Below are 12,482 nucleotides of genomic sequence, written 5' to 3' on the forward strand. Positions count from 1 at the left end.
AAAAAGGTCGTTCCCGTAGGGAACGACCTCAATAATATTAAACCATCTGTCTTGCGATCAATCGTAAGTTCTGCGGATGAACCAGATATCTCTCAGTGAGAAGTGGAATACCGCATTCAAATACGTTTCCTTAATCAACCCACTGTTATAAGATCCACGTTGTCCGGCTTCCAGACCAATGTAGTAGCGGATAGAACCACTTTTACTAGGGATGGAGATGCCCGCAGTACCTGATACATCTTTCAACTGCTCACCATACACCTGCAGGTAAGAATTATTATATGCAAAACCAGCCTGCACCACGATACCTTCTACACGCAAATCACCATAAGTACGTCTGAAAGAATATTCCAGACCGGTAGAGTAGCGGTCTGCATCTACCAGCTGGTAGTGTGTACCTTTCTGTCCGTACTGACTCCATTTCTGGTGTTTCCAGTCAGCCAGCCAGGTAACTGTACCATTGGTGAGGGAGATACCACCTGTATACATTTCCGGTAAGGTGTATTTTTCCTTAGCCAGATCATATGAGTAAACAGTGGTTTCGCTGCTGTTCTGTATAATGAGCTTCTTATCGAAGTTCATATTGGTCTTGAAGCGGTAAGTAGCCCCTAAACCAATTACCCATTTGGTACCGATCTTACCGGCATATTGTATACCTGTATTGAGGTTCACGTTGAAAGCGTAGCGTTGCAGCTTGGTAGAGACAGTATCGCCTCCTACGTTTTCAACGGTATTGATAGGTCCAAAAAGGAAATTGGTAGCTACACCAACAGAGAAGTTCTTGTTCAGCCTTACTGAGTTGGTGATGTATCCTTTATTGAGACCTCCATCGCCAGTCGTAGTAGTGGTTTGAGCAGTGTTATCTATATAAGTGGTGGAGATTAACTTATAATTCACAGAGCTGTAAGGAGAGAAACCTGCGCTAATACCCCAGCGATTGTTCGCTTTGAAGCCAATAGCAAGGCGTCTTACAGAGAGGTCTCCGGCAGTCTGGTTCAGACTGCTGCTGTTTTTATAACCAACGATCTGACCCCTGAGGGACACGTCGAACATAAAATGCTGCCGTGGGATAGCGGAATAGGAGGCGGGGTTCAGCTCGTTCAGAAAATAATCTGAGCGGCGGGCAACACCACTGCTACCTACACCAAAATTTCGGCTATAGTCCCTTTCTTCCAGATCGCCAATGGCGTATGCCGAGTAAAGGGAATTAATGCCATGCTGTGCCAGTGCCTTTGATCCCATCAAGAGCATCATTAAGCCGCATAAGCCTGTTGTATATTTTATTCGCTTCATGTAGTCTGTTCTAGCTTGCATTATTTATACAGCAGATAATATACCTTCAACTCGATCGGGTTGGACTTATTGTAAGGTCCGCCTAGTACAAGACGATCGAAGTGAGTGAGGCCGGTAGTACCTGGCGTCATGAGGCCCAAAGCCCTGGTTGTATTGTCAGTGCTGGAAATCTCGTTAATCACATAGTTGGTTACATCGTAAGTATATTCAGTGCCAAGGTTATATACATAATCGGTGACCAGGCTGCCTGTTTGTACAGCACCGGTACTTGGGTTGGTAACGGAGTCAGATACTGCGTTACCACTGTTCAGTCTTACCAGCGTCAGTTTAGACGGCAGTTCGTACGGATATACATAAGTATCTATGTAAGGTTTCACCGTCAGTGTAGCCCGCATGATCTTATAGAATTTGGCCGTCTGGGAGAATTGTCTCAGATAAGGGAAGTCAATTCTTGTTACCAGGTTGGTCAGTGGCTGCACATAAGTAAGGTTATCAGCATTCTCAGCCAGCAATTTGTTTGTGCTCAGTTCTGAGTTAGGTGTCAGGTTTGCCAGTGGTGAACCTACAGGACGGGTAAAGTCTACGTGATTGAACTGGGAAGTTGCATCATACATGGCAAAATCCACAGATTTCCACTCATAAGAAGAAGAATTCACGTGATAATATAAACGTAGAGACAGGGAGTCATCAGCTCTCAGCGGTGTAATAACCTGGCTGTTAGCACCTGGTCTGATGCAAAGGCCCGGGAACCACTGGGTGAACTGATCCTGGCTGGTGATAGCAGGCAGTCTGTAGTTTACCTTGTTGAAGAAGTCCTCACCGATGGCATCATCGATTTTGATACCGTACACGCTATCCAGGGTTGGACGAATGTGTGAGATCTGCAGGGAACCGATAGGTGACGGGTCGGTGGTAAATGACATACCACTATAATAATAGGAAGTACCAGTTGTTTTCTGGATGGTCTGCGTCACTTTGTAAACCTCAAAGTGCTGAGACTTGGTGGTATCTCCATAATAGTAAGTCTTAGGATGGATAACGAGTACCAGGGAGTCATACACAGCCAGATCTTCAAGGGAGGTGGAGGTGCTCAGTGCCTTCACCTTGAAATAAGTGCTGGAAGAGATGGTACCGAAGTAAGGATCAACAGCGGTGCCTACGAGGGCTACGCTCTGATCGGAAGTAGGAATGGAGTCAATGTAAGCAGTGCTTACATTCATTGTAATAGAATCCGTTACCAGGTACTCGGTACCACTAGTTTCAACTTCATTACTATAATTAAAGCCTTCCTTGTCGCAAGCTGCAGCGCCTGCCACTAATATTGCACAAACCAGGTATTTATAAGCCATTTTGGCACGGATATTTTTATTCATGGAGCGCAATTTTAGACAGACGGCCAACTTCCCGGTTATTTAATATGCCAATTGGCATATTTTATCGACGAATGCTCGATGAAGGTCTCTATATTACTGCTGGGGTAGTAGCCCTTTAGGTAAGCTAAAAATCCCGTTGGTAGATAAAATGTCTTGATTCGTCTGGCAAAAATACCTGAATAGTCTATTTTCCGATTACGCCAAAACAAAGGCAGATAATTTTGGCAGCTATTAATAAAGTAAAAATTATCTATGCGCTATTTAAATGTATGTTTTCTGGGTTTAGCAGCCGTCTTGATGTTAGCCTCCTGTTCATCGAGCGATGACTCCACAAAGCTGGGTAACTGGATTAAAAAAGCTGACTATGCAGGTGATGCAAGGTATGAAGCTGTGGCTTTCGTGATCGGAGATACAGCGTATGTAGGAACTGGTTATGGAGGACCCAACAAAGGTGCGAGATTAAGTACATTCTATAAATATGATCCTAGTAAAGACAACTGGTCAGTAATTGCATCTATGCAGGATCCTACCGATCCTTTCAAAAACCTGGGACGTACCGGTGCTTCTGCATTCGCGGTTGCTGGTAAAGGATATGTGGTAACTGGTTGCGACAGTTCATTTAACTCTCTGAATGATACCTGGGCATATGATCCAACTGCAAACTCCTGGAGTTCAAAAGCAAGCTTCCCAGGCGTTGCGCGCTATTATGCAGTAGGTTTCGCAATTGGTGATTCCGGTTATGTTGGTACTGGTACTACTGGTTCTTCCAGCACTATCCTGAGCGACTTCTACAGGTATGACCCAATCAACGACACATGGGATGCAATCACTTCTCTGAAGGATAAAAGAAAGAACGCAGTTTCTTTCGTAATCAATGACAGTGCATACGTAGTATCCGGTACCGGTTCTTCTGGTAGCAGTGCTTACTACATGTATGTATATGACAGAAGCAAGGATGAGTGGAGAGAAAAGAGCCAGATCAAAAACGCGACCGATTATTCTTACGATGATGATTATACAACCATCGCACGTACACAGGCCGTTGCTTTCACCATCAACAACAAAGCTTATTTAGCTACAGGTTCTGTTCTGAACACATGGGAATATAACCCGGTTACTGACCGTTGGGACGAGAAAACTGCATTTGATGGTACCAGCCGTACCGGTGCAGTAGGTTTCACCGTAAAAGGTAACGGTTATATTGCTACTGGTTTGAACGGTTCTTCTGGTCTGGATGATCTCCGCGTATTTGATCCAACCGCAGAAAACGATACGAATGACAACTAAGCAATTAGCACTCGTAGCTTTAATGGCTACTGGGGTTGTTGCCTGTCAGGAGAACAAAGGCCATTCCGGCGATAACAAACTGAAAAGCAGAGATACTATAAACGCTACCGTAACGTCCGAACAGGACATTACGGTAGTGCCTTTTCAACCAGAAGGTGGTGGCTGGGGCTTCGATATTAAAATCGGACCCAAGACCCGGATTCACCAGGAGTTCATTCCTGTGATACTGGGTCGTATACCATTTGCGACTAAAGAGGACGCCCTGAAGGTAGGAGAGAATATGGCTCAGAAAATGAGAACCCAGCATACAGGTTTCCCGGACATTACCCGTCAGGAACTGCTGGACATGCATATTGCAGGTGTGAAATAATCACCTTTGAGGAAAACCGGCTTGTCCTGCAGGTCGGTTTTCTTTAAAATAATGAGCAAACTGAGCGCTAAGAGCAGTTTTGCAGACATATGGAAACTTATATTAATACTGGCCGCAGTACTGTATCTGGCCACATGGACATTCCTATACCCCAAATTTTAACGATTCTTTTCAGCACACTTAGCAGATTTTACAGGAATTGAGTGTATGTTTATCGTGCTTTTTGGCACATGATAAATTTAAAACAACTCTATAGGAACAGACTATTCAATATTGGTTTACATATTGCAGTATGGACCTGTTTCCTGTTCTTTCCCTTTTTTATCTATAGGATCAGGATTCAGCATCCTTGGTTCTTTGTACGTGAAATTGTGGATAACCTCTTTCTGATAGGGGTGTTTTACCTCAATTTTTACTTCCTTATTCCCCGCTTTTTTACCATCAAGAAAATTGTCTATTACCTGTCCTTTGTGGTCATGGTACTGGTTTTTGTGATTATGCAGCAGGCAGTTTCCGAATATGTGTTCTGGAAAGTGTATGCGAAAGAAGACGCAGCCTTACACCAGTCGGGGCAGGAGGGGCTTATGCCACCGTCCATGTACCATTATTATCATGACCGGCCACATGGAGGAGTAGATTTCCGGGAAAGACCTCCGCTGGCATTTGACGACGGGTCGGTAAATGGAAAGATCCCAACCTTTCTGGACGATATTTTGTTTCCAGAAATACTGCGAAAGACGGTTTTTACTGCCCTGCTCATGTTGTTTATGAGTGGTTTTATCAAGATTGCCCAGGAGTGGTTTAAGTCTGAACAGCAGCGTGAAGCCCTTAAACTGGAGAATTTAAACGCCGAATTAAAATTTTTAAAGTCTCAGATTAATCCTCACTTCCTTTTTAACTGTCTAAACACTATCTACTCACTGGCACATAAACATTCTGCACAGACCGAGCATGCTATTATTAAGCTCTCGACCATCCTGCGGTACATGATTTATGAGTCAAATGAGGACAAGGTACAGCTACAACAGGAACTGCAATATCTGGAAGATTATATTGATATTCAGAGACTTAGGCTGCCAGAGGATATCGTCGTGGATTATGCAGTACAGGGCAATCCGGCAGGATTACGTATTGAACCCATGCTCCTGGTCCCATTCGTAGAGAATGCATTTAAGCACGGTATCAGTTATGCGGAACCTTCTTTTATTGCCATTGCGGTGGCGATTGAAAGGAATCAGGTACGACTGGTGGTGGAAAATGCTGTTTTCAGACAGCGGATGGCCGAAAAAGGGGGGATTGGTTTACAAAATGTAAAAAAGAGATTGGAATTACTCTATACTGAAGACCACGAGCTTGAAATAACAGAAGCTGAAAACCAATTTATTGTTGATCTTAAAATCGAGCTGAAAAATGATCAGGTGTATAGCGGTGGATGATGAACCACTGGCATTGGAAATTATTACAGACTTTGCGAAGAAAATACCCTTTCTTCAGCTGGTGGGTACATTTGAAAATGCTGCAGAAGCATTGCGCTTTTTACAGGAGGATCGGGTAGACCTGTTGTTCCTGGATATTAAAATGCCTGACATTACGGGTATACAATTCATGAAGTCGTTGAAGTATCCGCCTATGGTGGTGTTTACAACGGCGTATGGAGAATATGCGCTGGAAGGCTTTGATCTGGAAGTCGTGGATTACCTGTTAAAGCCGGTACCATTTGAGCGATTCCTCAGGGCAGCTACCAAGGCACTGGAACTGCAGACGATGTCGCAGCAAAAGAATAATGATAACAATAACAATCATGTGAGTGATTATATCTTCATTAAAACAGAGTACAAGATCATTAAGATCAACCTGGAAGATATTCTCTTCATAGAAGCACTGAAAGATTATACGAAGATTTATACACCTTTTCAACCAGTACTGACTTTACGTAGTTTAAAGTCGTTTGAGACAAGATTGCCATCGGACAAGTTTATCAGGGTACACCGCTCTTATGTGGTGTCTTTAAATAAGATTAACTCTGTGGAGAAGAATACGGTAATGATCGCGAATCAGAGTATTCCGATCAGTGATGGGTATAGAGAGAAGTTTTATGATGTGATAAATAGAAATAGCTAAATAAAAATGGCCTTTGCGGTAGCAAAGGCCATTTTTATTTAGACCCCTAAAAAGCTTTCCGAAGGCAAAAGCTTTTTGGATTTATTTAGATGATTTCTTTCAGTTTAGCTACTACCCGGTCTACTTCCTCCTTCGTATTGTGCTTACTAAAGGAGAACCTCACTGCAATCATATTTGGGTTGCTGCTAATGGCACGGATCACATGAGAACCTGCATCCGCACCGGATGTACACGCACTACCACCAGAAGCACAAATACCATTTATATCCAGGTTGAACAGCAGCATCTCACTCTTCTCCGTTTTAGGGAAGCTTACATTTAACACTGTATACAGGCTACGGCCATACAGATCTCCATTGAAGTCTACACCTGGAATCTCTGTTTTCAGCTTCTCAGCCATATACATACGCAATCCGTTGATATACTCTTTATGTTCTTCATGATGAGCAGTAGCCAATTCCAATGCCCTGGCAAAACCTACTATACCATACAGATTTTCTGTACCGGCGCGCATATTCCTTTCCTGTGAACCACCCTGAATGAACGGGGTGATCTTCACATTCTCGTTTATATATAGGATACCCACGCCTTTAGGGCCATGGAACTTATGTCCTGCACCATTGATAAAGTGAACAGGGGTATTGCGCAGGTCAAAAGGGTAGTGACCCACTGTCTGTACTGTATCTGAGTGGAAGATGGCGTCAAACTCTTTGCAGAGGTTACCAACAGCATGCATATCCAGCAGGTTGCCGATCTCGTTGTTCGCATGCATGAGTGTGACCAGGCAGCGCTCTTTGGAGGTAGAGAGGAGTTCACGCAGGTGGTTCATGTCTACATGTCCATTTGGCAGCAGCTTTACATAGCTCAGTTTGATATTGTCACGTACATGCAGGTGCTCTACAGAGTGGAGGGTGGCATGGTGTTCGATCTCAGAACTGATGATATGTCGGCAGCCGAGGTTATGGATGGCAGCGCTGATAGCGGTATTGCTGGATTCCGTACCGCCTGAAGTAAAGAAGATCTCTCCCGGATGGGCATTCAGTATTTTGGCTACTGACTTGCGCGCATTCTCAATGGCGAGGCGTGACTCCCGGCCATAGGAATAGATGGAAGAAGGATTTCCAAACTTTTCCGTCATGAAAGGCAGCATCACATCCAGCACATCCTGGTCAAGCGGCGTGGTCGCTGCGTTGTCAAAATAAATTCTGTTCAAGGTGGTTAGGTGGTTTTTGATCTGATAAAACGCCATTGGCGGGTACAAATGTCCAACTTTTTTTAATAAAACAGCACCGATTTCTTTGGCGCATACCCACCAAAAAAAACGCTTTTGCCGCGTAGGCAAAAGCGTTTTTTTTCGGCTGGCGATTGCCTGCGTCGCTATTTTCAATGCATGAATTCTCTGATATCCTGCATTATTCTTTTAGCGATGTTATCTGCAGTCGTTTCATTCTGACTTTCAGAGTAAATCCTGATGATTGGCTCAGTATTGGAAGTTCTCAGGTGAACCCAATCCTTGTCGAACTCAATCTTCAGACCATCTTCGGTATTCACCGGCTGGTTCTTATACTTACCCTTGATCTTTTCAAAAATCGTCTTCACATCCACACCCTTATCCAGCTCGATCTTATTCTTTGAAATGAAGTAATCAGGATAGCTGTTTCTGATGGCCTTCAGGTTCTTCTTTGTATGTGCCACATGGCTCAGGAACAAACCAATACCGATCAGCGCATCCCGACCATAGTGCAGGTCCGGAACGATGATACCACCGTTACCTTCACCACCGATCACAGCATTTACTTCCTTCATCTTCCTTACCACGTTCACCTCGCCTACAGCTGAAGGGTGATACTCCCCACCAGCTTTCAGGGTCACATCTTTCAGTGCCTGAGTAGAAGACAGGTTGGAAACGGTATTACCTTTCCGGTGCTTCAGGATATAGTCAGCAACTGCAACCAGGGTATACTCTTCACCGAACATGCTGCCATCTTCGCAAACAAAGCAAAGACGATCCACATCCGGATCTACGGCGATACCCAGATCTGCCTGTGACTTGTTTACTTCGTTGCTCAGCGCAGTCAGGTTCTCCGGCAGAGGCTCGGGATTGTGACTGAACCGGCCATTCACTTCACCAAACAGTACTGTTACATCCTCCACACCCAGTGCTTTCAGCAAAGCCGGAATGAAGGTAGCACCAGTAGAGTTTACCGCATCCACCACTACTTTAAAGTTGCGCGCTTTGATAGCCGCAACGTCTACCAGCGGGTAATTCAGGACCATATCTATATGCTTCTGCATATAGGTATCGTTCCTTTCATAAGTCCCCAGCTTGTTGACATCAGCAAAGGTAAAGTCTTCGCGGGCTGCAAGGTCCAGTACGACTGCACCATCCTCGCCGGAAATGAATTCGCCATCGCCGTTCAATAGCTTCAGAGCGTTCCATTCCTTTGGATTATGGCTGGCAGTCAGGATGATACCTCCGGCAGCATTTTCCATTTTTACCGCAATTTCTACCGTAGGGGTAGTGGAAAGGTCGAGGTCTACCACGTCCAGTCCCAAACCATTCAGGGTGGCAACAACCAGTTGCTTGACCATTTCACCGGAAATACGTCCGTCACGGCCAATAACTACTTTTTTGTTGTCAGATTGTTGTGTGAGCCAGGTCCCGAATGCTGCTGTAAATTTTACCACATCAAGAGGAGAAAGCCCTTCGCCGGGTTTTCCTCCGATGGTTCCGCGAATACCAGAAATAGATTTGATCAGTGCCACGAATTTCAATTTAATTAGAGAAGGCCAAAGATAAAGTTCCAATTCTCAAATGACAAATTCCATATTTCCAACCCTTTGCGTATATACAAGCAATTTTTGTAAAGTGTACAAAAATTATATCCATTAGATGGCTGAATTCTCTCTTTCCGTTACTATATATTATATATAAGGTAAAATTTCATCAATTTGTGGCCATTTAGCATACTCAGCAAGTTTTAAAAACTATATTATTGGTTACTACCTTTTAATGGGATTTTAAACTTATCCTTCGATCTCGACATTCGGAATTTGGTATATTTGCCCCCTGTTTAAATTATTGTTAATAATTTATGCATTCTCAAGTACTAAAATGCACCACATTACATGAAATCATTTTGGAAGAATATACCTAAGTATATTCGATTTGTGATTGTTCAGGCCATATTCCTCTACCTTTTAACATTGCTGTTTCGGTTGATATTTTATTTTTTCTTCTTTAAATCAACCGTTCACGATAATGGAGCCATTGCTAAAGCCTGGAATTTTGGTTTGCGCTTCGACATTCGCCTGGCACTCTATGTCATGGTACCGTTGTTGATCATTGCCCTGATCTCCCGGAATTCCTTTTTTACAAAGACCTGGATAAGGAGATTCACGTTTATCTACCTTTTTATTATCTATTTGGTCCTGGTATGGATGTACATCTTTGACCTGGGGCATTATGCCTACCTCGGTCTGAGAATAGAACCATCGGTGATGCGCTTCCTGTCTGACGGGGAAAGGGGGGATAATGCGACCATGCTGTGGGAAACCTATCCTATTGTAAGGGTGGTGATCGCCGTTTGCCTCTTTATGTGGCTCATGGGCCGTCAGTACAAAGGGCTGTACCGCCGTCTGAGCAAAGAAGCGCCGGTTTACCTGAAGACAGGCCGTTATACCAGCTGGACAGTGGGTATCATCCTGTTATTTGCCGCCGGCATTTATGGCAATGTGGCTTACTTCCCATTGCGCTGGAGCCAGGCTATGTTTAGCAGAGACAATGGTATTACCAGCTTAGGATTGAACCCGGTTTTATATTACGTATCGAACCTGAGTGTACAGGCCGACACCTTTGACGAGAAAAAGACGAAGGAATTATACCCGACTATTGTGGATTACCTGGGTATAGACCACCCGGATGTGAATAACCTGAACTTTGAGCGGGAAATTCCCGGATCGTACGAGAAGAAGAAAATGAACGTGGTACTGGTCATGCTGGAATCAACAGGGGCTTGTATCACCAGCATGTATGGCAACCCCATGCAGGCTACACCGAATATGAAGGCCCTGGCAGACAGTGGAATTCTCTTCAATCATTTCTATGTACCAGCTATCAGCACCGCCCGTACTGTGTACGGAGTGACAACGGGTGTGCCGGATGTGACAATCACCCAAACTGCCAGCCGCCATCCCAGAATGGTAGACCAGCGGGTGATCATGGACCAGTTCAAGGGGTATGAAAAATACTATCTGCTGGGAGGAAATACCAACTGGGCAAATATACGTGCCGTGTTTACCAACAATGTGGCAGGCGTAAAAGTGTATGAAGAAGGGATGTACAGTGCACCCAAGGCTGATGTATGGGGAATTGCTGACTATGACCTGGTAAATGAGGCCGATAAGTTGTTCAAAGATGCTAATAACAGAAAGCAGCCGTTCATCGCTTTTCTGCAACTGGCTGATAATCATCCTCCATACACCACTACTACCGGTGGTGGCGGATTTAAAAAGGTAACAGAGAAGGATATCGACATGGCGAAGTTTAAAGAAGCCGGTTTTGTATCTATCGATCAGTTCAATGCCCTCCGTTATGAAGATTACAACGTAGGCCACCTGATAGATCAGGCGCGCAAAAACGGCTACCTGGACAATACCATCTTTATCATGTTCGGCGACCATAACTGTAGCCTCAATCCTTACCACTTCATGCCGGTACCGGAATATGAACTTGGTAGTGGTGGGGTACATGCTACCTGCTTTATATATGCGCCGGGTACAATACAACCTGCGAAGATCAATTACCCGGTGAGCCTGGTAGATGTATATCCAACTATGGCGAAGCTGGTAGGTATGCCAGTGAAGAACTACACCATGGGTAGGGATATGCTGGATTCTACCATTAAAACCAGGTATATACTCAGTGTATATGCCAAGAACCTGATGACGCATATGGCAGTGATCGGGGATCAATACCAGTACGAGATAAATATGAAGACCGGGGAACCGGCGCTATATGACCTGAAATCCAAAGATCCCATGAAGAATGTGGTGAAGGAGCTGCCGGATACGGCAAAAGGGCTGGACAGGCTGGCGAAGGCGATGTATGAGAGTACGAGGTATCTGATGTTTAATAATAAGAAGCCAAACGCTAAATAGCACCAGAGAGGGATGACATTGTCATCCCTCTCTGTATTTAATATCCGGTTGACGTTTGTGAAAGCAAACTCCAACCGGATATTTAGTATCTTGCACTCCCAATTATGATACTAGAAGCATATAACGATACGGACGTGGAAGTACAAAAACAGTGGTTCAAAGATTGGTTCAATTCTCCCTATTATCACCTGCTGTACAACAACAGGGATAATAAAGAAGCTGCCTCATTTATCGACAAGTTGCTGGAATACCTGCAACCAGCCGCCAGCGCAACCATGCTGGATGTAGCCTGCGGCCGTGGCCGTCACTCGCGCTACCTTGCGGACAAGGGCTTCTTTGTTACAGGGATCGACCTGTCCATCAACAGTATCAATATTGCCAAAAAACTGGAAAATGATCACCTGACCTTTTTCCAGCACGATATGCGTCTCCCATTCTGGGTCAACTACTTCGACCAGGTTTTCAACTTCTTCACCAGTTTTGGCTACTTCGAGTCCCAAAGGGAAAACGACAATGCGCTCCGCACCCTTAAAAACGCCCTCAAACCGGGGGGGAAACTCGTTCTGGACTACCTGAACAGCACTTATGTAGCCGATCATCTGGTAGGCAGCGAGATAAAAGAAGTAGACGATGTAGTCTTCGACATACAGCGTGAGCTGGTAGACGGTCACTTTCACAAGCAGATCAATATCCTGGATCGTGCCCGCCTACAGCGTGCTTCCTTCACCGAAAGCGTATGCGCTTATACTTTAGCCGACTTTGAAGAGATGTTCGCCCGTCAGGGTTTACAGATAACTGAGGTGTTTGGTGACTATCATTTCAATGCTTATAATGAGCAATTGTCACCCAGACTGATCATTATTGCCACAAAACCTTAG

Annotated in this window: 10 protein-coding genes; 6 read left to right on the plus strand and 4 right to left on the minus strand. The window is 44.6% G+C overall.

What is annotated here, in order from left to right; genetic code table 11:
* Positions 1–57: 57 nt before the first annotated feature.
* Complete coding sequence (locus QQL36_RS13805; protein WP_083721335.1) at positions 58–1,314, minus strand: hypothetical protein; 1,257 nt, start codon at positions 1,312–1,314, stop codon at positions 58–60.
* Positions 1,314–2,666 (minus strand): DUF4270 family protein, encoded by a 1,353-nt coding sequence (locus QQL36_RS13810; protein ID WP_083721336.1) that lies wholly within the window; start codon positions 2,664–2,666, stop codon positions 1,314–1,316. Before QQL36_RS13810 ends, QQL36_RS13805 begins: the two co-directional genes overlap by 1 nt.
* Before the next feature lie 252 nt (positions 2,667–2,918).
* On the opposite strand from QQL36_RS13810, the gene QQL36_RS13815 reads away from it, so the two are divergent.
* The 4 genes from QQL36_RS13815 (at position 2,919) to QQL36_RS13830 (ending at position 6,444) form a co-directional block, all read left to right on the plus strand.
* Positions 2,919–3,953: a Kelch repeat-containing protein gene (locus tag QQL36_RS13815; protein WP_083721337.1), complete on the plus strand. Its 1,035-nt coding sequence runs from the start codon at positions 2,919–2,921 to the stop codon at positions 3,951–3,953.
* Positions 3,943–4,323 carry a DUF4907 domain-containing protein gene (locus tag QQL36_RS13820; protein ID WP_179090991.1) on the plus strand — a complete coding sequence of 127 codons (381 nt, stop codon included), beginning with the start codon at positions 3,943–3,945 and terminating at the stop codon, positions 4,321–4,323. Before QQL36_RS13815 ends, QQL36_RS13820 begins: the two co-directional genes overlap by 11 nt.
* 230 nt (positions 4,324–4,553) lie before the next feature.
* The gene (locus QQL36_RS13825) at positions 4,554–5,759 is read left to right on the plus strand and encodes a sensor histidine kinase (RefSeq protein WP_321570038.1); all 1,206 of its coding nucleotides are present in this window, start codon (positions 4,554–4,556) and stop codon (positions 5,757–5,759) included.
* Positions 5,734–6,444: a LytR/AlgR family response regulator transcription factor gene (locus QQL36_RS13830; protein WP_083721340.1), complete on the plus strand. Its 711-nt coding sequence runs from the start codon at positions 5,734–5,736 to the stop codon at positions 6,442–6,444. Before QQL36_RS13825 ends, QQL36_RS13830 begins: the two co-directional genes overlap by 26 nt.
* An 85-nt stretch (positions 6,445–6,529) precedes the next feature.
* On the opposite strand, the gene QQL36_RS13835 is transcribed toward QQL36_RS13830, so the two are convergent.
* Positions 6,530–7,657, minus strand: coding sequence for a cysteine desulfurase family protein (locus QQL36_RS13835; protein ID WP_321570039.1), 1,128 nt, complete (start codon positions 7,655–7,657; stop codon positions 6,530–6,532).
* Positions 7,658–7,827: 170 nt separating this feature from the next.
* Positions 7,828–9,210: a phosphoglucosamine mutase gene (glmM, locus tag QQL36_RS13840; RefSeq protein ID WP_083721427.1), complete on the minus strand. Its 1,383-nt coding sequence runs from the start codon at positions 9,208–9,210 to the stop codon at positions 7,828–7,830.
* A gap of 363 nt (positions 9,211–9,573) precedes the next feature.
* Here glmM and QQL36_RS13845 point away from each other — a divergent pair, with 363 nt between their 5' ends.
* Both QQL36_RS13845 and QQL36_RS13850 read left to right on the plus strand, forming a co-directional pair.
* On the plus strand, positions 9,574–11,604 hold the full coding sequence (locus QQL36_RS13845; protein WP_321570040.1) for an LTA synthase family protein: 2,031 nt from the start codon (positions 9,574–9,576) through the stop codon (positions 11,602–11,604).
* Between the two features lie 104 nt (positions 11,605–11,708).
* Positions 11,709–12,482: a class I SAM-dependent methyltransferase gene (locus tag QQL36_RS13850; RefSeq protein ID WP_321570041.1), complete on the plus strand. Its 774-nt coding sequence runs from the start codon at positions 11,709–11,711 to the stop codon at positions 12,480–12,482.

Source organism: Chitinophaga sp. LS1 (assembly GCF_034274695.1).
GTDB lineage: Bacteria > Bacteroidota > Bacteroidia > Chitinophagales > Chitinophagaceae > Chitinophaga.